This window comes from Endozoicomonas sp. OPT23, assembly GCF_009653635.1.
GTDB lineage: Bacteria > Pseudomonadota > Gammaproteobacteria > Pseudomonadales > Endozoicomonadaceae > Endozoicomonas_A.
The window spans coordinates 54,739-78,661 of sequence record NZ_PPFD01000006.1 but is presented as its reverse complement, the minus strand read 5'-3'; the positions used below and the strand labels follow the sequence as shown (position 1 = coordinate 78,661).

Genomic DNA, 23,923 nt, shown 5'->3' with positions numbered 1-23,923 from the left:
CCTGCCATTACATCCATTGGGAGCTGATTAATATAGAAGCGATACAAAAAAAGAGCTTCCAGCCAAAATAATCCTTATTTCGACTTAATTCCTATTATTCAGCCCACCACGCCGAAAAGTCCAGCGCATAAGGAGCAGGGTGGTCAGGATAGCGAAGATTATCCCGATGGATAATGACCCATTTTGGCAGGTAACGGAGGGGCAGGGAGTAGTAACCCCAGAGTAGAACCCGATCAAGGGCACGAATCATGGAAAGTTGCTCCGCTCTGGTTTTCGCTTCAGGTATTCGATTAACCAGGTCGTCTACTACTTCTGACTGAACCCCGGCATAGTTCTTGCTGCCTTTCTGGTTCGCTGTTTCTGAACCCCATAGAGACTCTTGCTCGGTACCGGGAGAAAGTGTGTGGTATTGAGTGCTCAGGATAATATCAAAATCAAACTCTCTTACCCGTTCAATATATTGCAGTGGATCGACTCTTTGAACGTGTAACTCAACGCCCAGATATTTAAGGCCTTGCTTGAAAGCCAGCATCAGTTTTTCATGATCAAGGGTGGTCACCATGGCATTAAGCTCAAGATTCTCACCCTTTCGATTCACCTGTTGGTTGCTCTTGATATGCCAACCCGCCTGTTTCAACAACCTGAGCGCTTTTCCTCGTTTTATGCGGTCTCCAACACCAATACGGCTGCCTGGCACCACAAAGGTTTCAGAAAATAATTCAGTCGGTAATTTACTTTTCCATGGATTCAGCCATCTTAACTCCTCGTTATCAGGAAGCCCCCATGAAGCCAGTGCCGTTCCGGCAAAGAAACTGTGCGCCCTGACATACATACCTCGATAGAATTTTTGATTAACAAACTCAAAATCCATTGCATAGCCCAGACTTTCCCTGACATCGGGGCTCGAGAGAAAACGGGAGCGGTTGTTAAAGGTAATATTGAGTGACTGAGGATTACCATTAATGAAAAGTGACTGTTTTAAGCCGTACTTTGACAACTCATTAGGAGTCAGTTTGGAATTCCATATAGAAGGGTCAGTTATGATTCTTACATCATATTCTTTATTGAATAACCCCTCCATGGCTACTGTCGCATCTTTGTAATACTCAAATACCAGCTTATCAAAATTATAACGGCCACGATTTACCGGTAAATCCTTGCCCCAATAGTCGGCATTTCTTTCATAATGAATGGATCGTCCGGGAATAACCTTCGCAACTTTATAAGGCCCACTGCCCATAAGGTTGGCAATTCCGGGTTCACCAAAGGAACTCTTCTTGGCGAATTGTCTGGAGAAAACCGGCATCTGCCCCATAATCAGAGCCAGCTCAAGGTTCTTGTTATGAACAAACTTGAATAGCACCCTGCGTGAAGAGGTCACTTCGGCATAATCTATATCTCGAAAAAAATGCCGGTAAAAAGCCGAACCTTCACGGCGCAGACTGTCAAAGCTGAATTTTACATCTTCAGCCGTCACAGGGCTGCCATCATGAAATCGAGCCTTAGGGTTTATATGGAAAGCCACCCAGTTATTATCAGGATCCTGTTCTATTTTTTCTGCGATCAGGCCGTATTTTGTCAACGGTTCATCCCATGAACGTTGCAACAGGGAGTCAAATCTGTAGTTACTGCCAGCTGCCGCCAGTCCCCGGTCAATATAGGGGTTTGTCGAATCAAACTGGCCAATGACAGACTGCCTGAATACACCTCCTTTAGGGGCTGCAGGGTTTACATATTCAAAGTGATGAAACCCTTCCTTATATTTGGGGGTTCCATAGCGGATGATCCCGTGAACAAGCTCTGCAGCATTGACAGACTCCAGAGTATGGCTGGCAGCCAGGAAAGCCAGCAAGAGATACACTGATCGTTTCATTATTTAATCCTTTTGCCACCAGAGACTGAAGTCCACCGAGCCAAAGAGCGCCTTAACTTCAGGGTGGTTGAACTGACTGCGATACGCAACCCGCCAGTATGGCCCGTATAGCTGTGGAATAGTGTAGTATTCCCAAAGCAGCACACGATCAAGAGCACGAGTCGCCGTAATCAACTGTGGATAGCTCTCTGCTTTGGACAGTTGCTCCAGCGCCGTATCAACCACAGGATTACTTACACCTGCCAGGTTCTGGCTGCCATGATTATTGACATTACTGCTGTGCCAATACTCCCATTGTTCCTGCCCGGGAATGGCCGGGTGCACCAGGGATCTCAGCAGCATGTCATAATCCTTATCCCGTACTCTCTGGACATACTGGGAAATATCGACAGCAGTAATGCGCATATTGATACCTAACTGCTGCAAATTTTTACTGAAAGGGATAGCGACTCTTTCTTGTTCAGGCACAGCCAATAAAAGCTCAAAGTCCAGTAGAGTGCCAGTTTTACGATTTTTCCGTTGCGTACCAGATCTCACCCAACCGGCCTTAGACAATAATCGATCAGCCTTACTCAAGGCCTTTCGTATATAACCTGAGCCGCTACTGGTCATTGGCTGCCAGGCCTGCTGGAAGAGTTCAGCAGGTAATTGAGTACGAAAGGGTGCAAGCAGCTTTTCTTCAGCGTCTGATGGCAAGCCACGCTGTCCATACTCAGACAATGCAAATAAGCTTTCCGGCTGTCGATAGGCATCGTACAGAAGGTGTTTATTGATCCAGCGGGCATCATAGCCATAGCTAATTGCTTCCCGGACTTCGCGCTGACGGAATTTTTCTCGCCGTGTGTTAAAGATAAAAGCCTGAACCTGAAAAGTTTTTCTAGGATAGTTTAGCTTCAGAACTCGACCTGAACTTAACTCTGGTCCTTCATAGCCGTATTGCCAGTTCTTGGCGAGATTTTCCAGCCTCAGGTCATACTCATTGGCTAAAAAGGCCTGTAATGACACCGTCGAGTTACGGTAGTAAATCTGTTTAACTGTTTTGAAATTATGTCGGCCAATATTAACCGGTAGTTCTGCGGCCCAATAATTTCGCTGCCTTTCAAGCCAGACAACCTTGCCAACCTCAAACTTCCTGATGATATAAGGTCCGGAACTGACAGGAATGCTAAGGTCTGCAGCGTCCGTATCAAGCTGCTGCCAATAGTGACGGGGAAGAATAGAGAGTGTCGCGATAGTAAAGGGTAATTCTCTTGATCGTTCACTATTGAAGTCAAAACGAACTGAGTCTTCTTTAGCGTTCCCTCCCTTAACAACCGAGATCTTCTCGACACCCTGCAATTTATGCTGGTAACTGGATAATTCTGACGATCGATACTGTTCAAACGTAAAAGCGACATCATCTGCAGTAATAGGGCTACCATCACTGAATCGTGCTTTCCCATTAATACGAAAGGCAACCCAGCTATCATCATCCGGGTATTCGATAGAGCTGGCTATCAGCGGATAAATGCTTGTGGGCTCATCCTTACTTCGTGCCATTAAGCTGTCATAAAGGTAACCGCTAACCGCCGCAGGAATCCCTTTGGGTGAAAATAAGTTAAACGTATTAAAATTACCAAGAACAGCCACTCTCACAGCACCATTTCTGGGAGCTTCCGGGTTTACATAATCAAAGTATTTGAAGTCCTGAGGATATTTAGGCTGGTCATACAATGAACGCGCATGAGATTCAGCTGCAAGAGCTGTTTCAGATAGAAGAACCAGTTGAAGCACTAGTAGTAAAGCAACTATGAGGAATGTGCGATTAAGAGAGCAAGCCATAGATAGCGTCTGAATTGAGGAAACTGTCTCTATTTATCGTAATCCAGAACTCCATGCTTTAACGATACGTAAAACGAACTAGTACTTTAGTATGTTTTTAAACTGAACAAATTCAAGCTGGTACTTTGCTGTGATATTGTCCAATCACTGACGTTTATAACGGCTGTAACAGGGTACAGAGAACATGTACCTTCTGACATAAACAAGGAAGATTGCTTTACAATGGAACTGTTAAATATCACCAATCTAAAGTCACTGATAACCTTTACCCACCTTGCAGGATTGGCATTTGGTCTCGGTGGTGCATGGATACTGGATCTCTTTATTGTCCGTTATTTCCGCTCCGAAACGGTATCCGAAGAGCGTTATCAGTTTCTGGAGTTTGTCTCCAAACTGGTACTGGCCGGTCTGGTCATTCTCTGGGTATCAGGGCTTTTATTCGTACTTTACTACTACCTCTATACACCAGAGTATCTGTACAACCAGAAAGTCTGGGCTAAAACCTTTATCGTCACCGTGCTCTCACTCAATGGTGTGATGATTCACCGTAAACTGATGCCTGTGATCAAACGCAGTATTGGTAAAAATCTGTTGGTCAGCTTGAGTCTCACTGAGATACGCTCCATGCTGACGATAGGAACCGTTTCCGTGGTTTCCTGGGTCTTCCCTGTTGTACTTGGCGTGGCTAAAACCTTGAATTTCTCAGCAACAGCCATCGTTATCGCCATCAGCTATCTGGTTATTCTGGCTATCACGCTGATGCTGGTGCATATGCTGTTTAATATGATTAACCAGAAGCCAAAGCAGCTGCAAATAGACTGATAGAACCGACAAATTTTGATTCCAGTAAATACCCGTGAAAATCCGGGTATTTTTTTATCTGTGACAAACTTCAATAGCATGGATAGAATAAGTCACTCATTTGATGGACTCTCTTGCTGATTGCGATAGGTATTTCTAAGTACTGAAGGAGAACATTTAAACCAGCGTTTACATGCCCTTGTCATAACCGACTGTTCTGAGTACCCCAAAATCAGCGATAGCTGACTGAAGGAAATGCGTGTTTCCTTTATATATCGTTCCATCAAATGCTGTCGCACTTCATCTCTAAGTTTCTCAAAGCTCTCATTTTCCTCGCTCAGCCTTCTTTGTAATGTTTTTGGGTGAATAGACAACACCCTGCAAACATAATCACGATTTGCATTTTGACTCCCCAGTAATTTAAACAGTAGTCGCTTAACAATAGATGATAGGGTTGCTTCTTTTGAACCAAAGCGACTCTCCAGATATTCCTCACCCAAGTTTTGGAGCAGACTACTGGAAGAGTTCAGGGGTGCAGCAAGAAGGTCTTCCGGAATATGAAGAGCCGTACTATCAAAATCAAAGATGATCTTGCAATTGAAATATTTTTTATATCTGTTGATCGGCAGATCTGAGTGATGGCTCAGGGTAAGAGCCAGAGGACTAAACGGCAGATTAATACTGTCACGTATAAACTGATAAAGATTACTGATGCATAATTCCAAACATTGGCGATGTCTTGATGGAAGGCGGGTATCGACAGTAAAACCAACTGCTACGGAATTTCTCGAGAGTGTTGACTCCCGAAGGCTAAGAATAAGACCTGGACTATGAATGTGCAGATACTTTATCGCCAGCTCTATCGCAGAACCTAGCGTATCTGCGCTTTGCACTACAAGGGCTATAGAGCCCAGAACTTCAAGATTCTGATGATTTGAAAGCCGTAAGCCAAAATCTTCAAGTTTCGTTAATTTTGCGCTTTCTTCAAGGACATTAATCACTGATGCCAAAGACAGCAATGACTCTGTATCGGACAGCTGTTTAATATCAATTCCGTAATGCGCCAGAATAGGCTCTGCATCGACAGAGAGAGACTCCATCAGGGACAAATATCCGTTTAAGCCACTGGCTCTTACAATTGTATTCATGTCTTGAAATATCAAACATATGTCCTGTAATGTCAATAAAGTTCGATGGAAGAATATTAACTTTCAAAGCCTGAAAACAACTATAAAAAGGCAAGTTTATGAGTGAAGTACTGGATGTATTGATTATCGGGGCTGGTATTTCTGGAGTAGGGATGGCCTGCCGACTGAAAAATCAGTGCCCTGACCTTAGCTTTCAGATACTTGAGCGGCGTGAAAGTCTGGGTGGGACCTGGGATTTATTTAAATACCCGGGGGTTCGTTCTGATTCAGATATGCTTACATTCGGCTTTGACTTCAATCCGTGGAATGGCGCAGATGTTCTGGCATCTGGTTCCTCTATAAAACAGTATATTTCTGAAACCGCCCATAAGTTTCAGATAGAAAACCAAATAACATACGGTATAAAAGTCATACAAGCGAATTGGTCTACTATAGACTCCTGCTGGACAGTTACTGCCTTTAATGAACGAACAGGCCAACAGTGCCTGTATAAAAGTCGATTCATGGTATCGGCATCAGGCTATTACAACTTTGATCAGGGGTACCTGCCTGACTGGCAGGATATTCATAAATTCAAAGGTCAGGTTATTCACCCACAGCACTGGCCCGACAGAGCGCAATACAAAGATAAGAAAGTTGTTGTGATAGGGAGTGGAGCAACTGCTGTAACTTTGATTCCGAGTATGGCAGATGACACCTCTCATATTACTATGTTGCAGCGCTCTCCTTCTTATGTCTATTCTCTGCCATCAAGGGATCAAATAGCTATAACACTGAAACAACTGTTACCTGAAAAGTGGGTCTATCGATTGGCACGCGCTCGCAATATTCACTTACAACGGTTTGTTTATAAGGTAAGCCGACAATTCCCAGGTTTGACGAGACGCTTTTTTCTGAACAAGGTTCGTAAACAGCTGACTCACATTGATTCAATGCAGCACTTCACACCGAACTATAATCCGTGGGATCAAAGAGTAGCAGCGGTTCCAGACAGTGACCTGTTCAAAGCAGTCAATGAAGGCAAGGCATCAGTAGTTACAGATGAAATCAAAAACTTTAATGCACACGGTATAGCGCTAAAGTCAGGTAAGCAGCTGGATGCAGATATCATAATTGCGGCTACTGGCCTGAAACTACAGGCTATCGGCGGCATGAAACTATCGATTGATGGTAAGCCTTACGATATAACGAAGAAAATGACTTATAAAGCAGTGCTGCTCCAGGACCTCCCTAACGCAGCCATGCTTTTCGGCTATACCAACAGTTCATGGACGTTGAAAATTGATCTTGCAACAGACTATGTATGTCGCCTGTTGAATGAGATGACTATTCGCAAAGCCGGTTCCGTCATACCTACGGCAGATGACGGGCAGGCCAGCTCTGAAAGTGTACTTGATTCACTGACAGCAGGTTACGTCAAGAGAGGCTCTGCTACTTTGCCCAGACAAGGAAAAGACTTTCCCTGGAAAGTTACTCATGATTATAAAAAAGATAAAAAGATACTTAAACAGCCCATTTCTGACTCACACCTCGAGTGGGGTTGATGTATGAGTTCGAACAATAAATTACCAACGCTGGTCTTTATTCATGGCATGTGGTCAACACAACAGGTTTGGTTGCACTGGATTAAATGGTTCCAGAAACGAGGCTATGAGTGCCTGAGTTTCGATTTGCCAGGTCATGAACAGCCAGAGGTGAAGAACAGACAGCCTTATAAATTACAAGATTATGTTCAGTTTGTTACCAAACAACTTCGTAATGTGAAATCTCCTGTATTAATCGGACACTCACTTGGAGGCTTAATCGCTCAACTGGTAGCAAGCCAGACATCTCCCTCAGGATTGGTTTTGGTCAATAGTGCTGCACCGGGGCAAATATTCCCTATAAGAACAAAGGTTATACCTGGCGTTGTCCGGCACCTGCTGAGATGGGGGTTATGGAAAAAGGTCTTTCACCTATCCCAGCGTGAAGCTAGATATTTAGTGTTTAATAAAGCGCCCAAGACAGAAATCGAAAATCAGTTTCCAAAAATGACAGGTGAGTCAGGAAGGGTTTTTTATCAAGTCGGTTACGGTTTTTTGAATCTGGCAGGTAGTAACAGAGTCAAAACAGACGATGTTAGCTGCCCACTCTTATTGCTGGCAGGTGATAAGGATCGAATTATTCCGGTTGTAGTCAGCCGAAAAGCCGCAGCACTATACGGCGATCGGGCAACTTATCAGGAATTGCAGAACCATGGTCACTGGTTAATAGGGGAGCATGGCTGGAAGGAGCTTCTGTCACAGATTGATAGCTGGCTTCAAACTAACGTTAATTCTATGTCAAATGAAACCCTATCTTCCAGATAAGGTGATGAGAACCAGACACTTGGTCACCCTTTCAGGTAATCAAGTGTCTCTCTATCAAAAACCTCACTTAACGACTTGAGCGAGTAACGTCTACAAAGAGTGTAATCATCTGACCTGGATGAATGTATTTACTGTCAAAACTGTTCCAGACTTTCAGCTGTCCGACATTAACATTAAATTTATCCGCAATACGCGCCAGCGAATCACCTTCACGCACCTTATAACGAACTTTTCTCACCACACTGTCTTTAGTTGCTGCCGTTTTTGTCCAGACCACCAGCTTCTGACCAATTTTCAACATATCCCTTGGAGACAGGTTGTTCCAGCGAGCCAGCTCGTTCACACCCGTATTGTACTTCCGTGCGATAGTCCAGAAACTGTCACCCGACTGAACCTGATATTTCATTCGATGACGACCACTGACTTTGCGACTCTGCCGGGTGATACGGCGCTGGTTACTGGTCAGGGAATACTCTTCGCGATTCCTGGCAGGAACCGGTATCAACAGGTTCTGACCAATACGAATGATATTGCTGTCGAGCTTGTTCACTTCCTTGATCAGTTTTACCTGAGTGCGGAAGTTATTAGCGATTCTGAGCAAACTGTCACCGGACTCTACCGAATAACGACGCCACTGCAGGCGTTTTTCCATAGGTAGCTCAGCCAGCTGAGTTCGAAAACCTTGCGCTTTAGCAATGGGAACCAGCAGATAATGCGGGCCGGAAGGTGGCGTGGACCAGCGATTAATACCTGGATTCAGCTTATAAAGCTTATCCAGAGGCACAGTAGAAAGTCTGGCTGCTTTTGCCATATCCAGCTGACCATCGGTTTTTACCTTGGCAAAATAGGGTTTGTTGATAACAGGCTTCAGTTTGACACCGAATTTTTCCGGATTTCTAATGATCTTGCCAAGTGCCACCAGCTTGGGAACATAGGCGGTTGTTTCTTTGGGAAGATCCAGCGCCCAAAAATCAGTCGGTTTCTTGAGCTTTCTATTTTTCTTTACTGCGCCGAGTACACGGCCCGGACCAGAGTTAAAGGCAGCCAGTGCCAGCTCCCAGTCATTGAACATTTTGTTCAGATTGACCAGATAATCAAGCGCTGCACGGGTTGCCGCCACAATGTCCCGGCGACCGTCGTACCACCAGTTCTGTTTAAGACCATAATGCTCACCAGTAGCGGGCATAAACTGCCAGAGACCTGAAGCGCCCGCATGGGAATAAGCGAATGGGTCGTAGGTACTCTCTACCACAGGCAACAGAGCTAACTCGAGCGGCACATCTCTTTTTTCCGCTTCCTGAATGATGAAGTACAGGTAAGGGGAAGCTCGCTCAGTGACGCGATCAAAAAACGTCTGATTGTTACGATACCAACGCAACTCGGCCAGAATTCTCTGATCATTATTATCAAGATTAAGGCCAAGACCCTGGCGTGTTCTGACCCAGAGATCGGTTACGGGAACCTCCTGCTCTGTTTCTTCAACCTTCTGTTCAATTCTTGATGAATCAACAGGCTCAACAGGAATCACTTTTTCAGTCACCATTTCTGGTGCCGGTTTCTGAGCATCCTGCAGGGTGAGGCTCTGGCAGCCGGAAAGGACTAATGCCATGGTGGTAACACCAATCACTCTGGTCAACAGCTTGGTTTCAACACTCGGTCGATCAGGTTGAGTAGTCATATTACGATCAACTGCTTCAGGCATAGGCGGCTTTCTGGTTATTCGCTGGGACGGACATTCTAACATCACTGAAAATTATCCTTCCATTGGCGAATTACCCTTAAAACATCAGCACCGCTATAAACACCATCGCCATTTTTCCTGATGACAGCCTCTATAACACTGGTCTTATCCGTCCTTAGGAAAGGGTTTACTTCTAGTTGTTGAGCCATTAATACGGGCAGCGTTTCTCTGCCTTCTGCTCTGGCTATTGCAACTTCTTCAGCGTATTGAACAAGAGTATGGTTTTCAGGTTCTACTGCCAACGCAAAACGGACATTCGCCGCAGTGTATTCATGGGTGCAATAGATTCTGGTTTGTGGCGGAAGTTGCTTGAGCTTGTTGAGTGAATTGAACATTTGTTCTGGTTCACCTTCAAACAGTCGCCCACAGCCTGCTGAAAACAAAGTATCTCCACAAAAAAGAAATGGAGAATCAGTATTCGGTTCTGCAATATAGCAGATATGGTCAAGGGTATGCCCCGGAGTCGTTATCACCTCAAACTCAGTGTCCAACAGCTTGATTTTATCCTTATCACCTACGCGATGGGACACTAGTTTTATTTCAGCATTATGCGGTCCATAGACCGGAACACTGCAATGTTGTAACAACTCCTCGACACCATTGGTGTGATCCCAGTGGTGATGAGTAACCAGAATGCCTTTCAAGGTCAGCTGGCGTTCATTCAGACAGTCAATGACAACACTTGCATCACCAGGGTCAACAACCAGACAATCAGTACCTGAACTCTCCTGAAGGCACCAAATATAATTATCCTCAAAGGCAGGGATAGGAAAAACATTAATCATATTTAGTTTTTTTAATTCCATAGTCACTCGATTTGACCATGAGTGTACCTGTTTAGTTCTGATAACTCATTGGCTTTGCCCACAATGAATGATAAAAGGAAAAATTTGACTGGTTGCAAAACAGCCTCGGCGATACTATGTAAATGGCATGGTAAACAGAAAGATCAAACACAGTAGTTAAGTACAAAGACATAAGCATTCAATTACGTGTGTCTGCACACTTATAAGCTGTGTTTAATTGAAAGGTGGGAATTCGTTGGGTTTATGGAAAAGCACGATGCTCTGGCTAAAGATGTTCTGGTTGAATAAGTCCTCTCGACCAGAAACGAGTCAACGGTTACAGAACATATCAGAGTGGCTGGCTACTGGCGCCGGCCAGTACCTCCTTGAGTCAGAAAAGCGGATTATTAATCAGGAGCTGAATTATATATTTGGCTACCATGCCGTAGAGCTGTCTGTATCATCAGAATTTCAACTGTTGGCAGATTCTCAGGTCAGCCGTAATTTTCGTTTTTCGACCAGCCCTGAAAACCGGCAAACATCCCAACTGGCTCTGGATTGTTTTCAATGGCCGGTAAAACCCGCCAGCCTTGATCTGGTTCTGCTTCACCATCTGATTGAGACATCGGACAGACCACACCGATTACTGAGCGAAGCCGGTAATACTATTATCCCTGGTGGCAAAATGATCGTCGTTGGCTTCAACCCCTGGAGCCTCTATCAGTTGACCAGACTTTTCTCCTCCAAAGCCAGACGACGCTTTCAGGGTATTCACTGCATCAGCAGCCGACGCATGAAAGACTGGCTGACATTGCTGGGTTTTCGTGTCGAAAAAATCCATCAGAGTGCGTACCTGTTTCCGCTCAACCGGCTAATGAAAAAGAAACGTTCTGACTTACTGGAAAAGCAGTGCAGTCGCTGGTTTCTTCCTTTTGGCAGCTTCTATATTATTGTCGCCACTCGGGAAACCCCCGGCATGACACCAATCAAATCATCCTGGAAGGGAATGAACCAGCCATTGGTCCATCAACCTATTGCAGGGTCCAGCAGAGTGAGAGAAAACCATTGAGCAAGCTCGTTGAGCTTTTTACTGACGGCGCCTGTAAAGGCAATCCAGGCCCTGGTGGCTGGGGTGTGGTTCTTAGATACGGCACTGCAGAAAAAGGTCTCTATGGTGGTGAAGATAACACCACGAATAATCGTATGGAACTGATGGCTGCCATTGTAGGGCTGGAGACTCTGACCCGGGACTGTGAGGTCAGATTGACCACTGACTCCCAGTACGTCAGAAAAGGCATTACTGAGTGGATCACTGGCTGGAAAAGGAAACAGTGGAAAACAGCTGCAGGCAAACCCGTCAAAAATCAGGATCTATGGCAGCGTCTGGATGATCAGAACCAGCGCCACCAGATTGAGTGGTGCTGGGTGAAAGGGCATGCCGGTCATCGTGAGAATGAAATGGCCGATGAGCTTGCCTGCAAAGGCGCAGAAGACATCATAAAGGGTAAATCAGCATGAGTCGCCAGATCATAATGGATACCGAAACCACCGGTATCGACCCATCGCAGGGGCACCGAATTGTCGAGATCGGCTGTGTCGAATTAATCGACCGTAAACCCACTGGTAACACCTTCCATGTGTACATCAATCCTGAACGGACCATGGATGAAGAGGTTATCAGGATTCACGGCATCACCAATGAATTTGTTCAGGACAAACCCCTGTTCTCTGCTGTGGCCCGTGACTTCCTGGATTTTGTCAAAGATTCGGAGATGATCGCTCATAACTCCAACTTTGATATCAACTTTCTGGATCATGAGCTGAAGTGGCTCAATGCCGGTCTGGGTAAAGTAGAAGACTACTGTTCAGTAACTGACTCTCTGGCCATAGCCAGAAAAAAACACCCGGGTCAGAAGAACAATCTCGACGCTCTCTGTAAACGTTACTTCATCGATAACTCGTCTCGTACATTCCACGGCGCGTTACTCGATGCCCAAATCCTAGCCGATGTTTATCTGGCCATGACCGGCGGCCAGACAGCACTTATACTGGGTGGTTTAGGCGAAAATCAGGAGGGGGATGCTGCAACAATTCGTCGCCTGCCAACTGACAGAGCAGCCCTGACGGTATTAAAAGCGTCAGAAGAAGAGTTAAAGCTTCATAAGGAAAAGCTGGAAAAGATTGGCCAGGAACTCTGGTGATTGAGCTGTTGTAACTGCCATAAAAATTTAAAATAAAATCATAAAAAAGGGAGCCTGCTGAACAGCGACTCCCTTTTTTATTTCTTAGGCTTACTGGCTGCTAAATCAGATAGCGCTCACTGTTAAATAACCAACCAGGCTCAACACGATGGTGTAGGGCAGGGCCATAATCACCATTCGCCCGTAAGAAAGTCTTACCAGCGGTGCCAGTGTCGATGTCAGCAGGAACAGGAAAGCAGCCTGACCGTTGGGGGTAGCAATACTCGGCAAGTTAGTACCCGTGTTAATCGCAACAGCCAGTTTCTCAAAGTGCTCACGACTGATCTGACCAGCGTCCAGCGCAGCTTTTACTTCATTGATGTAAATGGTGGCAACAAACACATTATCACTGATCATCGACAACACACCGTTGGCAATAAAGAACATACCTATCTGGGCCTGCTCTTCCATGGCAAGAACCTGGGCAATGATCGGGCTGAACAGGTGCTGGTCGTGAATCACCGCTACTACGCCAAAGAACACAACTAACAGCGCGGTAAACGGCATGGCTTCTTCAAACGCCTTGCCCAGTTGATGTTCTTCAATAATGCCGGTGAAGGAGGTGATCAGGATGATAACCATCAGGCCAATAAAGCCCACTTCTGCCAGATGAAGCGACAGCGACGCAATCAGAATGAAGGCAACAAACAGTTGTACGCCCAGAGCAGCACGCTCGCGATCCGTTCGATGTTTATCTTCATGGTCACTGGACTCTTTCAGGACATCGCGTACGCGTTCAGGGAGTTGCGCACCGTAACCAAGAATCTTGAGTTTTTCCAACAGTACACAAGTCATCAAACCTGCGGCCAGTACCGGCATGGTCACTGGCGCCATCATCAGGAAGAACTCATTGAAGGTCCAGCCTGCTCGCTCAGCAATCAGAAGATTCTGTGGTTCACCGACCAGCGTGCAAACACCACCCAGAGCCGTACCCACGGCACTGTGCATCAGCAAACTGCGAAGAAAGGCACGAAACTCATCCAGTTCTTCACGATGAGTTTCCTGTACCTGCTGATCGCCATGATGATCATGACCGCTGTGATCAAGCTTCTGACCAGAGGCAAAGCGGTGGTACACAGAATAGAAGCCGACACAGACACTGATCAGAACGGCAGTCACCGTTAAAGCATCAAGGAATGCAGAGAGAACGGCAGAAACGATACAGAAGAGCAGGGAAAGAATCGTTTTGGAGCGAACATTAATCAGCAGACGGGTGAAAGTGTAGAGTAGCAGCCCTTTCATAAAGTAGATGCCCGCCACCATAAACATCAGCAGCAGAATTACCGGAAAGTTGTTGTATACCTCAACTTTCAAACTCTCTACATCCGTCAGGCCCAGCGCTATTGCCTCAATAACAAGCAAGCCGCCAGGTTGGAGTGGATAGCATTTCAGCGCCATCGCTAATGTAAAAATAAACTCGGCCACTAGTACCCAGCTTGTTACAACAGGTCCGGCAAGCCAGACCAATACAGGGTTTAACACCAGAAAGAACAGGATTGCCTGTTTATACCAACTTGCGGTGTTGCCCAGGAAGTTTTTTCCCAGGGCTGTCAGGTATGTTGAAGCCATTGTGTTAATTATCAGATCCTTAGGGAGATGCCATTATATGTATCTAAGTTGCAAACACCAGTTTATCCAATGAGCATGTGTGATACTGTGGAAGACTGCACTTTACACTTAATCTTTATAGTTTTTATTGATCTATGGAACACTATCGAGCCTATACCGGCCGTCAAGCTATGCCGGAAAATACAGACAATTGTCGTTTTTTTCTACTCCATGACTCGCAGGTTGCACCTGCGGCAAAGCAATTGTTATGGAAGAAGTCAGAACTACCAGATTCTGCAGAGCTGCTTTACCCGGTTGGAGAGTTTCAGGGAAAGACCATTATCGTTGGCAGAGTCAGCAGTCTGCACAGCGGTTCTATCCTTGAAGCCAGAGATTTTCTGGCCAGTAGCACTGAACCTGAATCGAATCTATACAGTCACGCAACACAGTTGTTGAGGGCAGAGAAGGAACATGCCTTTTGTGGTCGTTGTGGCTCTGCTACAGAAAAAACAGCCCATGAATGGGCAATGCTCTGCACCTCCTGTGAGGTCAGCTATTACCCAAGAATCTCTCCCTGTATTATTGTTCTGGTGAAACGGGGCAATGAGTTACTACTCGTTCAGCACCAGAAGCACCTTCGCCAGAATCCTGTTTTCACCACTGTGGCTGGTTTTATGGAGCCAGGTGAAACTGCAGAAGAAGCGGTATATCGCGAAGTTCTTGAAGAGACAGGCATCAAGGTAAAAAACGTGGAGTATCATTTCAGCCAGAGCTGGCCTTTCCCTCATTCATTAATGCTGGGGTTTCATGCTGAATATGAATCTGGTGAGATAGTGCTGGAAGAAAAGGAGTTATCGGCTGGTGGCTGGTTTAAGGCTGATGAGATGCCGGAAATTCCACCTGCTTTTACTATTGCAAGAAGATTGATTGATATCGCATTGTAATAATGGAAAGAGCCAGATTATATGGCTCTTTCCATTAGGTATTTAGTACTCTCTGTCACTATCGATATGATTTATATTTTCAAACAGATAGTTACCATCACCATCATTTTTTGGATTGGCATAATTACCTAACATCCAGAAACCATGTTTATCCTTGGAGCCATAGCGTTTTTTCTGGATTTCCATCTGTTTCCGCACTTGTTGCCCATGTTTTTCCCCCGAAAGTTTGCCCAGATTACCTTTAAGGCATTCTTTCGTTGTGCATGCCCAACCACCTCCAGGTACGGTCACTATATTTGTCTCTTTAACAAACTGATATACGGCACCCGTTAAATTACTACAAAAGCCTTCATCATCCTGAAAGCCCAAGGCCGTCTTTTTCTTTACTGTTGAAATTTCAGCTTTACACAGAACTTCATTTTCTGTGAATGAGTTCATGGTTAACAGGCCTTTCTTATTCTGTATGCCAGGGCAGTACGGAATGGCATTAATTGCACTGTACTCTTCAACACCGACCGGAATGCGCTGAAAGCCTTCTTCATCAGCATTTAGCCAATAGAATCTTTTTTCAGCCAGATTATTTCTAAGGTAACTTTGACACTCACCTTTCTCCGTAACATAACCACGGAAAGTATTTTCATGACTGTCAGGCTCTGAATGATAAAACCAGCAGTCATCTCGATAGGAGCTTATACTGCTGCTTGGCTTCCAGCAAAGAGTATCAGCCAGTGATGACTGAACAGTCAAAGTGACAATTGCACCAGCAATAACCTTAACAATCTGTATTCTTTTCATACTCAGCCTCCTGTCTTCAAAATCAGAATTCGCTAGTTATAGATAGTCCGTATTACTGAAAAAGCAATTTATTATGTGGCATCTACGTACCATCAAAGGTGGCAATATTGACTACCATCAATATCAAGAAAGGAGTATGAAGATAGACTGATCACAACAATAAAAATAAATGAACCATCATGGAGGAAAGCATGGGCATTATTGCAGATCAGTCACCCAAAATTAGCGCTGCTAAAAAGGAAAAGAGTGCTAGAAAAATTATTGAAGCCACCGGCTTACCAAAACTAAAACGTCAGGAATACGAAGCAGAAAAGCGACTGTTACAGATAGAACTGGTGAAGATGCAAAACTGGGTTAAAGAGAAAGGCAAGAAAGTTGTCATTATCTTTGAAGGCCGGGATGCAGCCGGTAAAGGTGGTACTATCAAACGCATGACCGAGCATCTTAATCCCCGTGGCGCGAGGGTCGTTGCTCTGGAAAAACCTTCTGACAGAGAGCTGGGGCAGTGGTACTTCCAACGTTATGTTCAGCACTTGCCAACATCCGGTGAAATCGTCCTGTTTGACCGATCATGGTACAACCGTGCAGGCGTTGAGAAAGTTATGGGCTACTGCACTAAAAAGCAATACATGAGTTTTATGCGTGAAGTGGCTGACTTTGAACGTATGCTGGTTCACAGTGGCGTTAAGCTTTATAAACTCTGGTTCTCGGTCAGCAGGGATGAGCAACTCAGTCGATTTGAGCGCCGAAGAACCGATCCGTTAAAGCAGTGGAAGCTATCTCCGGTCGATAAGGCATCCATCGACAAATGGGATGATTACACTCAGGCAAAGGAACAAATGTTCCATTACACCGATACCCGAGATGCACCCTGGACTGTTGTTCGCTCCGACGATAAGAAGCGCGCCCGATTAAACGCCATGCGTTACATACTGAATGACCTTAAATACGACGGTAAAGATTATAACGTTGTTACTTCACCTGACTCTGCCGTAGTAGGCAGTGCCGAGCAAGACGTAGAATAAGACTTCAATAACGGGTCAGAATGTTGTCGACCCGCCTCAGTTTTGAACCTCGCCACCTTACCCCTGTCTTAAAATCAGGTATCCTTAGATTTTCGCTCTTAGCTACTTACTAAAAGCTGATTAATCATTCATTACTCACCCAATCTGGAGATGAACATTGGAGTATTTGGCAGAATATGGCCTTTTCCTGGCAAAAGCTGTGACCTTTGTGGTTGCCCTGCTGATTTGCTTTGCCGTTGTGGCTTCCTTTGGCCAAAAAAACAAACAGTCCGCCAAAGGTCATCTGGAGATCAAAAAGCTCAATGAGCACTATGATCACCTGAAGGCCGATCTGAAAAACAGCCTGCTTGATAAAGACGCTTTGAAAAAACAGCACAAGGAAGAAAAGAAGCAGGAAAAGGCCAACAAGAAAAAGCCCAAAGAACAGAAAGCCAGATTGTTTGTTATTGACTTCCATGGCGATATGAAAGCCAGCGCGGTGAAATCCCTCCGAGAGGAAATCACTGCGGTACTTTCTGTTGCTGAAACCAGTGACGAAGTGCTGGTTCGTCTGGAAAGTGCGGGGGGTCTGGTTCACTCTTATGGCTTTGCGGCTTCTCAGCTACAGCGTATTCGCGACAGTGGCATCAAGTTCACTATCGCTGTCGATAAGGTTGCTGCCAGTGGCGGCTACATGATGGCCTGCACCGCTAATAAGATCATTGCAGCACCTTTTGCTGTGATTGGCTCTATCGGTGTTATGGCACAACTGCCTAACATCAATAAACTGCTTAAAAAGCATGACGTTGATATTGAGCTGCATACGGCCGGTGAATACAAACGTACCCTGACCATGCTCGGTGAAAACACCGATAAAGGCCGCGAAAAGTTTAAACAGGATATTCAGGATACTCACGAACTGTTTAAGGATTTCATCAAGCATGAACGAAAGCAGGTTGAGATTGAAAAAGTTGCGACCGGCGAAATCTGGTACGGCCAGAAAGCGCTGGAGCAGAAGCTGGTGGACAAAATCATGACCAGTGATGAATACATCTACAACCAGGTTGAGGCTCTTGATATTGTTCAGGTGACTTACAGCACCAAGAAAGGAATGGCAGAAAAACTGGGCCTTGCAGCTGAATCTTCAGCTGAACGTGCAATGACCAGAGTTTGGGAAAAGTTTTCTGAAAGTCGTTTCTTCAGTTAAACAAAACTTATACTCTGAACAGCTCTCTAACAAGAAGGCGGACTTAATCGTCCGCATTTTTGTCGGTTACACCCTGATTTAATCTCTTCTAAGCTTCTCTGACACCGCAATCGGTGACTCAAAGTTAAAGACCACGACATACGAAGAGAATATCAGGGTCAGTATTGCGGTTGCCTGAATCACATGGGCTGCAACACTGCCAATCAGCAACTGACTGGCAGCCAGTACTGAGATAAGAATAGAGAACTCACTGGTTTGCCCCAGCCGAAAGCCCACTTCCCATGCCGTAGATTTACTCTCATTACGCTTAAGCAGGAAACCAAAAGTAGCCGGTTTAATCAGTAGGCAAACAGCGGTTAACACTAAAGAAGGTATCCATACCTGTTCCCAGAGTGCGAGATTAAAACTGGCACCAATAGAAAAGAAGAACAGTACCAGGAAGAAGTCCCGCAAGGGTTTCAGGTTGATAGCTATATACTGAGAAATCGGGCTGGTGGCCAAACTGACACCAGCAATAAAGGCTCCAATTTCATAGGACAGATTAAGTGCATGGGCCAGTTCAGCAAAGCCGAGACACCAGCCAATGGCCAGCAGAAACATATATTCGTGAAAACGGTCAAAGCGTGCCATCAGTGGCAAAAGAATAAATCGTACGGCGCAATAAGCAGCCATGATCAGCAAGGGTAATGCCGCAAGAGCCATCAGAATGTCATTCTGACTGCTGGCAAAACCACCCTCCAGATTGTAGAGCAGTAACAGTACCAGAATCGCAAGAAGATCCTGCAGCAACAACAGACTCACCAGTACTTCGCCTGTATGTTTATGATGCAAGACGGTTGTCGGTAAGAGCTTGATGCCAATAATGGTACTGGAAAACATCATGGTAGCGCCCATGATCAAGGCTTCTTTCTGGGTGAAACCAAAAGCCAGCCCAAGACCGAAACCTGTCAGGGCAAAGATGAGCGAACTCAAAAGACCCACCGTTGCCGTTCGCTTTAACAGGGTTCCGAGGTGCGATGGCTGCATATCCAGCCCAAGCAGAAACAGCAGAAAGATAATACCGACGTGAGCAATGTCATTCAGCAAGTCAGTGTCATTGACCAGCTCCATTCCATAAGGTCCAAGAATGGCGCCAAGCACTATATAAGCGACCAATAACGGCTGACGGGTAAACAGAGCAACAGAAGCGAGTACCGCTGCACCACTGAAAATCAGAAAAAACGAAAAAAGAAGAGAGCCGCTTTCCATTCAGACCGCCAAAAATTATTAGGTTTGAGCACTGGCTGTAAAGAAGTTAGTGTCAGTGATTCAGACAAATAGCGCAAGAATATCAACCAACAGAGCAAGTATAACAGTGAGGAGGAATGAAGGGAGGGGAGTTGACAGGAAAGTCAGAATCACTTTCCTGTCAGGTGCGGTCTGAATTACTACAAATCAGCCACGTTTGCGATACAGAGGCTGATGATCGTCGCTGCTACCCTGATACCTTAATGTAAAGGTGTCCAGAGCTTTCAATGCATCCTCCTGCTTTTGATCTTCTCGCAGCAGAAAACTGCTGAAACCACAGCGTTTCATGGCAAACAGTTGGTCGATCAAAACATCGCCAGTCGCTCTGATATCACCTTCAAACTTATAGTGATCTCTTAATTCACGAGCAGTGGAGTAACCACGACCGTCCATAAAACCGGGAAAGTCCACAGCAATCAATTCAAAGAAGCTCAGATCACCTTCAACAGATTCCGGCATGTCATCCGCTTCAAACAGCAAACCCATGCTTTGGCTCAAAGCTTTATATGGCTCTGAATCTGCCAGCCAAAGTTTGACTGGAATCAGTACGGTTTTATCTGCAAAAGTTTCCTGGGCAGAGTTCAGGTCCGTTTCTGCCGTTACAATAACAGTTGAGTCCTGATAGAACTCATTATTCTTAAGCAGCCTTGGCATAAACTTTCTCCTTGAATGGCTGGAGACCGATACGCTGGCAGGTATCGATAAAGCGTTCGTCTTCGTGACGTTGCTCTACATAGACACCCAGAATCTTCTCGAGAATATCAGGCACATCTTCACGCTTGAAAGAAGGGCCAATAATCTTACCCAGTGTTGCATCCTTGGATGCAGAACCACCCAGCTGAATCTGGAAGTACTCTTCACCCTTACGATCAACACCCAGTACACCGATATGACCTACGTGGTGATGAGCACAGGCGTTCATACAGCCTGAGATGTTGAGATCGATTTCACCAATATCATGGAGATAATCAATATCTTCAAACTTTCGTTGAATGGCTTCAGACAGTGGAATAGAGCGGGCATTAGCCAGAGCACAGAAATCACCACCCGGGCAGCAGATGACATCAGTCAGTAACCCTCGGTTGGGTGTCGCTAGATCAAACGTTTCCAGCTTTTGCCAGAGTTCAATCAGGTGATTCTGTTGCACATCAGACAGAATCAGGTTCTGTTCATGACTTACCCTGACTTCCCCTAGACTGTACTGGTCAGCAAGGTCTGCAACGATCTCCAGTTTTTCAGCGGAAATATCACCAGGAGCGTCTCCCGTTGCTTTCAGCGTCAAAGTCACTGCCGCATAGCCCGGTTTTTTATGTCGGAATACGTTCTGCTTTAACCAGCTTTGAAAACCGGACGGAGCACCAAGTGACACATCATTCCAGTCCAAATCATCCAAAGCCTGATAATCCGGTTCAGTAAAGTGCTGACTGACACGATCTATTTCACTGGCGGGCAGGAGCGTAGCCCTTTCCTTCATAATTTCCCATTCAGCTTCAACTTTCTCTGCAAAAACAGCAGGCGTCAGAGCCTTAACCAGTATTTTAATTCGAGCTTTGTATTTATTATCCCTGCGACCATAGCGGTTGTAAACGCGTAGAATAGATTCCAGATACGTTAACAGGTATTCAGGTTCCAGGGATTCTCGAATCACACTGGCGGTCATAGGGGTACGACCAAGACCGCCACCGACAAGAATCTTGAAGCGAACGTCGTTGTTGTCATTTTTGAATGCATGCACACCAATGTCATGCACCATTGTCGCCGCCCGGTCTTCCTCTGCACCACATACAGCAATCTTGAATTTTCGTGGCAGAAAGGTAAATTCCGGGTGGAAAGTTGACCACTGGCGAATAACTTCACACCAGAGTCTTGGATCTACAATTTCGTCATGTGCAACACCGGCAAACTGGTCCGAAGTGGTATTTCGGATACAGGCACCACTGGTTTGAACGGCGTGCATTTCCACTTCAGCCAACTCGGCAAGAATATCCGGAACTTCTTCCAGAAGGGGCCAGTTCAACTGAACGTTCTGACGGGTCGTGAAATGCACATAACCCTTATCGTACTTACGGGAAATTTCTGCCAGACGACGAACCTGTTGCGTACTAAGCAGGCCATAAGGCACAGCAATTCGCATCATAGGCGCAAAGCGCTGGACGTAGAGACCGTTATGAAGTCGTAAAGGAAGAAAATCATTTTCGGCGATTTCACCGGCGAGATAACGGCGAGTCTGGTCCCGAAACTGACTCACTCTCTCGTCGACGATTCGCTGATCGTATTCGTCGTATTTATACATGAGATATTATTCTATTGTTTACCCTGAACACCTATTCATCACCAGTAGTGATAAGAATTTTTATATGTTCATGGCTGTTTACAGGCTAAGGCACCGACTGCCGTGACGATGAAAGATAACACCAAATAAACAAAGAGTAATAAAAAATATTTTTATATAACTAGATGAAAAGGGCATATCACCCTCAATAGAGAAAGTAACTTGCTGAAAAAACAACTATTCGCTAGCTTGATAGAAGCACTGAAAAGGAGACGATAGAGTATGGCGAAGAGTAAACCTATGACAGACAGTCAGGCAGACTCATGGGCTGCGGTCAGCATCATTTTTCTGGTAGTAGTAACAGCTATTTATTGGGTAAGCCATCAATAGGTAGATCACTCAATCTGACTGAGAACCAGTTTGACAATTAAACCAAGAATACAGATGAATGCGACGGTACCAATAACTCCGGCGATTATGAAGTGCGCTGGCTCTCCCTGACTAAAGTCTCTTTCCCTGTTCTTGTTACTCTGAACGCCAAACGCTGCTGCCAGCGCACTTTGCACTGTAGCGAATATACCTGTCCCTTTTTTCATACGGCTTACCTCTCATTCCAGATATGAGGCATAAGAACTTACTGACTGCTGAACATCATATAGCTCATGTAATAAATAATCATTGGCATGGTTACAGCATACACGTTACTCATACCATTCCTAAAGTCTGTTGCCGCAGGAGCAAAATATTGTGTTAAAGCACTGACGGACAAAGCACCTCCAGTGACAACAACCATTTCTGTCGCCTTGTTGACATACTGGTTATTCAGCAACTGTGAAACAACCCCTTTCAAAGCATAAGCAGAGCCTTTAAAAATATGCCCTCCAGATACAGCAATAAAGGTAACTGTTATGTCCGAACTGACCCGGTACTGCTTCATTTTCAGAGCAATAGGTATACCAATAAGAGCATGAATAGCTGTATTTAATAAGTGCGATAAAATCCCCGGTTGAGAACTGATTTCATTATTTTCATCAACAACTATAGATTTATCATAATCGCCAAGTAATTCATGTAATAACTTCTGTAATACCTTACCTTCATTACTCCATGCACAGGAGAGACAATGCCCCATAGGAACAGATACAAGAAGATTATTACCGTAATCGTCACCTCTTACCGCTTCGACAAAGAGGTAGCTCACCACAAGAGTTGTACTTGAGGTTATTCCTGCCTTCACCTTCTGATAGACAGTATTTGCATCGTCATAGAACTGGGCGTAAAACTTATTTAGATATAGGGTCAGCATATTTGCTGATACTTTCGACATCATCATCAAGATAACGACATCATGGGTTACTTTCGTTTTGTCTATAGTCGCACTGCCTTTGGCTGCACAACCTATAACTACTCCCGCATTCATCAACAGGCATGTATCGATTTCCGAAGAGCCTGTCAGGCTCACAGAGCTTTCTGACAAAGCTTCATTAGTTATCCAACCTGCATACAGAACCTCTGAGAGAGTGTGCGTTTCAACCATATGGCCGTAATAGCCATCTTTCAGATTAACTTCTTCGTCCCCTGTGCCTGTATAGAAATACTGGGTCAACATAAAGTCAGCCAGTAGTGCGACTATTTTGCTGACAAAATCCGTAAAATCCATGGGTTGGCTATCGGTACCGTCAAGGACGGGAGCACTTAAATCACGACAGTGCCTGCCAGGCTCAACCATAGGTATTGAGGAGCTGGCCATTTTTGGACCTTCAGGCCAGAAAAGTGAGGGGGGCAGAGGCCTGTAGCCATTAGCTATAGAATTCGATTTATTATCCAATTCATTTAGATTCAGATATTGAATAGTAGGTTCAACGAGAGATGTTGAACTGGGCATATAGCCTGAATGAAAAAACAACACTGCTGGTGGTCTTCTATCACCATCAAACGGCCATTCATGTGTTTTCCAGTAAACTTCATTTTGGTCACTGAAGAAACCTGACATCATTATTAATGTCGGGATGAGAGAGTCACTATCCTGAGTCTCAACCTCTCTTTCCTGAAAAGCCAGTGCGTTGAGACTGATCGTTAACAGAACCCAATAAAGGGCTGCATGAATCA

At 45.2% G+C, this 23,923-nt stretch carries 21 protein-coding genes; 9 read left to right on the top strand and 12 right to left on the bottom strand.

Annotated features, from left to right (window positions below):
• Positions 1-94 precede the first annotated feature (94 nt).
• On the bottom strand, positions 95-1,873 hold the full coding sequence (locus EOPP23_RS14320; protein WP_153766693.1) for an extracellular solute-binding protein: 1,779 nt from the start codon (positions 1,871-1,873) through the stop codon (positions 95-97).
• Between the two features lie 3 nt (positions 1,874-1,876).
• Positions 1,877-3,694 (bottom strand): extracellular solute-binding protein, encoded by a 1,818-nt coding sequence (locus tag EOPP23_RS14315; protein ID WP_153766692.1) that lies wholly within the window; start codon positions 3,692-3,694, stop codon positions 1,877-1,879.
• A 222-nt stretch (positions 3,695-3,916) separates the two neighbouring features.
• Between EOPP23_RS14315 and EOPP23_RS14310 the strand changes: the two genes are divergently transcribed.
• On the top strand, positions 3,917-4,516 hold the full coding sequence (locus EOPP23_RS14310; protein WP_153766691.1) for a hypothetical protein: 600 nt from the start codon (positions 3,917-3,919) through the stop codon (positions 4,514-4,516).
• A 92-nt stretch (positions 4,517-4,608) separates the two neighbouring features.
• Here EOPP23_RS14310 and EOPP23_RS14305 read toward each other — a convergent pair whose 3' ends face one another.
• Complete coding sequence (locus EOPP23_RS14305; protein WP_153766690.1) at positions 4,609-5,658, bottom strand: AraC family transcriptional regulator; 1,050 nt, start codon at positions 5,656-5,658, stop codon at positions 4,609-4,611.
• Positions 5,659-5,741: 83 nt separating this feature from the next.
• Here EOPP23_RS14305 and EOPP23_RS14300 point away from each other — a divergent pair, with 83 nt between their 5' ends.
• Both EOPP23_RS14300 and EOPP23_RS14295 read left to right on the top strand, forming a co-directional pair.
• Entirely contained in the window at positions 5,742-7,187 is a 1,446-nt protein-coding gene (locus EOPP23_RS14300; RefSeq protein WP_153766689.1) for an NAD(P)/FAD-dependent oxidoreductase, read from the top strand.
• 3 nt (positions 7,188-7,190) lie between these two features.
• Positions 7,191-7,991: an alpha/beta hydrolase gene (locus EOPP23_RS14295; protein WP_153766688.1), complete on the top strand. Its 801-nt coding sequence runs from the start codon at positions 7,191-7,193 to the stop codon at positions 7,989-7,991.
• A gap of 67 nt (positions 7,992-8,058) precedes the next feature.
• On the opposite strand, the gene EOPP23_RS14290 is transcribed toward EOPP23_RS14295, so the two are convergent.
• Both EOPP23_RS14290 and gloB read right to left on the bottom strand, forming a co-directional pair.
• Positions 8,059-9,693 carry a LysM peptidoglycan-binding domain-containing protein gene (locus tag EOPP23_RS14290; RefSeq protein WP_153766687.1) on the bottom strand — a complete coding sequence of 545 codons (1,635 nt, stop codon included), beginning with the start codon at positions 9,691-9,693 and terminating at the stop codon, positions 8,059-8,061.
• A gap of 41 nt (positions 9,694-9,734) precedes the next feature.
• Complete coding sequence (gene gloB, locus EOPP23_RS14285) at positions 9,735-10,538, bottom strand: hydroxyacylglutathione hydrolase (RefSeq protein WP_228550731.1); 804 nt, start codon at positions 10,536-10,538, stop codon at positions 9,735-9,737.
• 256 nt (positions 10,539-10,794) lie between these two features.
• On the opposite strand from gloB, the gene EOPP23_RS14280 reads away from it, so the two are divergent.
• From EOPP23_RS14280 to dnaQ, 3 genes are read left to right on the top strand one after another with little or no spacing between them, the layout of a single operon-like run.
• Complete coding sequence (locus EOPP23_RS14280; RefSeq protein ID WP_153766685.1) at positions 10,795-11,586, top strand: methyltransferase domain-containing protein; 792 nt, start codon at positions 10,795-10,797, stop codon at positions 11,584-11,586.
• Positions 11,583-12,035: a ribonuclease HI gene (gene rnhA / locus EOPP23_RS14275; protein WP_153766684.1), complete on the top strand. Its 453-nt coding sequence runs from the start codon at positions 11,583-11,585 to the stop codon at positions 12,033-12,035. The genes EOPP23_RS14280 and rnhA overlap by 4 nt, the downstream gene beginning before the upstream one ends.
• Positions 12,032-12,718: a DNA polymerase III subunit epsilon gene (gene dnaQ, locus EOPP23_RS14270; protein WP_153766683.1), complete on the top strand. Its 687-nt coding sequence runs from the start codon at positions 12,032-12,034 to the stop codon at positions 12,716-12,718. The genes rnhA and dnaQ overlap by 4 nt, the downstream gene beginning before the upstream one ends.
• A 105-nt stretch (positions 12,719-12,823) precedes the next feature.
• Here the strand turns inward: dnaQ and nhaB are convergent, their stop codons facing one another.
• The gene (gene nhaB, locus EOPP23_RS14265) at positions 12,824-14,326 is read right to left on the bottom strand and encodes a sodium/proton antiporter NhaB (RefSeq protein WP_153766682.1); all 1,503 of its coding nucleotides are present in this window, start codon (positions 14,324-14,326) and stop codon (positions 12,824-12,826) included.
• A gap of 134 nt (positions 14,327-14,460) precedes the next feature.
• On the opposite strand from nhaB, the gene nudC reads away from it, so the two are divergent.
• Entirely contained in the window at positions 14,461-15,249 is a 789-nt protein-coding gene (gene nudC / locus EOPP23_RS14260; protein WP_153766681.1) for an NAD(+) diphosphatase, read from the top strand.
• Positions 15,250-15,291: 42 nt separating this feature from the next.
• Here the strand turns inward: nudC and EOPP23_RS14255 are convergent, their stop codons facing one another.
• Positions 15,292-16,044, bottom strand: a complete 753-nt coding sequence (locus tag EOPP23_RS14255; RefSeq protein ID WP_153766680.1) for a hypothetical protein — start codon at positions 16,042-16,044, stop codon at positions 15,292-15,294.
• 191 nt (positions 16,045-16,235) lie between these two features.
• Here EOPP23_RS14255 and ppk2 point away from each other — a divergent pair, with 191 nt between their 5' ends.
• Both ppk2 and sohB read left to right on the top strand, forming a co-directional pair.
• The gene (gene ppk2 / locus EOPP23_RS14250) at positions 16,236-17,069 is read left to right on the top strand and encodes a polyphosphate kinase 2 (protein ID WP_228550730.1); all 834 of its coding nucleotides are present in this window, start codon (positions 16,236-16,238) and stop codon (positions 17,067-17,069) included.
• A 157-nt stretch (positions 17,070-17,226) separates the two neighbouring features.
• Positions 17,227-18,255 (top strand): protease SohB, encoded by a 1,029-nt coding sequence (gene sohB, locus EOPP23_RS14245; protein WP_153766678.1) that lies wholly within the window; start codon positions 17,227-17,229, stop codon positions 18,253-18,255.
• Positions 18,256-18,333: 78 nt separating this feature from the next.
• On the opposite strand, the gene EOPP23_RS14240 is transcribed toward sohB, so the two are convergent.
• The 5 genes from EOPP23_RS14240 to EOPP23_RS14220 all read right to left on the bottom strand — a co-directional run bounded on the left by EOPP23_RS14240 (position 18,334) and on the right by EOPP23_RS14220 (position 23,810).
• Complete coding sequence (locus tag EOPP23_RS14240) at positions 18,334-19,503, bottom strand: cation:proton antiporter (RefSeq protein WP_153766677.1); 1,170 nt, start codon at positions 19,501-19,503, stop codon at positions 18,334-18,336.
• Positions 19,504-19,689: 186 nt separating this feature from the next.
• The gene (locus tag EOPP23_RS14235; RefSeq protein ID WP_153766676.1) at positions 19,690-20,196 is read right to left on the bottom strand and encodes a DUF934 domain-containing protein; all 507 of its coding nucleotides are present in this window, start codon (positions 20,194-20,196) and stop codon (positions 19,690-19,692) included.
• Positions 20,180-21,835: a nitrite/sulfite reductase gene (locus EOPP23_RS14230; RefSeq protein ID WP_153766675.1), complete on the bottom strand. Its 1,656-nt coding sequence runs from the start codon at positions 21,833-21,835 to the stop codon at positions 20,180-20,182. Before EOPP23_RS14230 ends, EOPP23_RS14235 begins: the two co-directional genes overlap by 17 nt.
• A 374-nt stretch (positions 21,836-22,209) precedes the next feature.
• Entirely contained in the window at positions 22,210-22,410 is a 201-nt protein-coding gene (locus EOPP23_RS14225) for a DUF2970 domain-containing protein (protein WP_153766674.1), read from the bottom strand.
• Between the two features lie 38 nt (positions 22,411-22,448).
• Positions 22,449-23,810, bottom strand: a complete 1,362-nt coding sequence (locus tag EOPP23_RS14220; RefSeq protein ID WP_153766673.1) for a hypothetical protein — start codon at positions 23,808-23,810, stop codon at positions 22,449-22,451.
• Positions 23,811-23,923: the final 113 nt, after the last annotated feature.

Bases quoted from the DNA above. Each gene is read 5' to 3' on its own strand.
- EOPP23_RS14320 (WP_153766693.1), bottom strand. From the start codon at position 1,873: ATGAAACGATCAGTGTATCTCTTGCTGGCTTTCCTGGCTGCCAGCCAT.
- EOPP23_RS14315 (WP_153766692.1), bottom strand. From the start codon at position 3,694: ATGGCTTGCTCTCTTAATCGCACATTCCTCATAGTTGCTTTACTACTA.
- EOPP23_RS14310 (WP_153766691.1), top strand. From the start codon at position 3,917: ATGGAACTGTTAAATATCACCAATCTAAAGTCACTGATAACCTTTACC.
- EOPP23_RS14300 (WP_153766689.1), top strand. From the start codon at position 5,742: ATGAGTGAAGTACTGGATGTATTGATTATCGGGGCTGGTATTTCTGGA.
- EOPP23_RS14295 (WP_153766688.1), top strand. From the start codon at position 7,191: ATGAGTTCGAACAATAAATTACCAACGCTGGTCTTTATTCATGGCATG.
- EOPP23_RS14290 (WP_153766687.1), bottom strand. From the start codon at position 9,693: ATGCCTGAAGCAGTTGATCGTAATATGACTACTCAACCTGATCGACCG.
- gloB (WP_228550731.1), bottom strand. From the start codon at position 10,538: ATGGAATTAAAAAAACTAAATATGATTAATGTTTTTCCTATCCCTGCC.
- EOPP23_RS14280 (WP_153766685.1), top strand. From the start codon at position 10,795: ATGCTCTGGCTAAAGATGTTCTGGTTGAATAAGTCCTCTCGACCAGAA.
- dnaQ (WP_153766683.1), top strand. From the start codon at position 12,032: ATGAGTCGCCAGATCATAATGGATACCGAAACCACCGGTATCGACCCA.
- nhaB (WP_153766682.1), bottom strand. From the start codon at position 14,326: ATGGCTTCAACATACCTGACAGCCCTGGGAAAAAACTTCCTGGGCAAC.
- nudC (WP_153766681.1), top strand. From the start codon at position 14,461: ATGGAACACTATCGAGCCTATACCGGCCGTCAAGCTATGCCGGAAAAT.
- EOPP23_RS14255 (WP_153766680.1), bottom strand. From the start codon at position 16,044: ATGAAAAGAATACAGATTGTTAAGGTTATTGCTGGTGCAATTGTCACT.
- ppk2 (WP_228550730.1), top strand. From the start codon at position 16,236: ATGGGCATTATTGCAGATCAGTCACCCAAAATTAGCGCTGCTAAAAAG.
- EOPP23_RS14240 (WP_153766677.1), bottom strand. From the start codon at position 19,503: ATGGAAAGCGGCTCTCTTCTTTTTTCGTTTTTTCTGATTTTCAGTGGT.
- EOPP23_RS14235 (WP_153766676.1), bottom strand. From the start codon at position 20,196: ATGCCAAGGCTGCTTAAGAATAATGAGTTCTATCAGGACTCAACTGTT.
- EOPP23_RS14230 (WP_153766675.1), bottom strand. From the start codon at position 21,835: ATGTATAAATACGACGAATACGATCAGCGAATCGTCGACGAGAGAGTG.
- EOPP23_RS14225 (WP_153766674.1), bottom strand. From the start codon at position 22,410: ATGAAAAAAGGGACAGGTATATTCGCTACAGTGCAAAGTGCGCTGGCA.
- EOPP23_RS14220 (WP_153766673.1), bottom strand. From the start codon at position 23,810: ATGATGTCAGGTTTCTTCAGTGACCAAAATGAAGTTTACTGGAAAACA.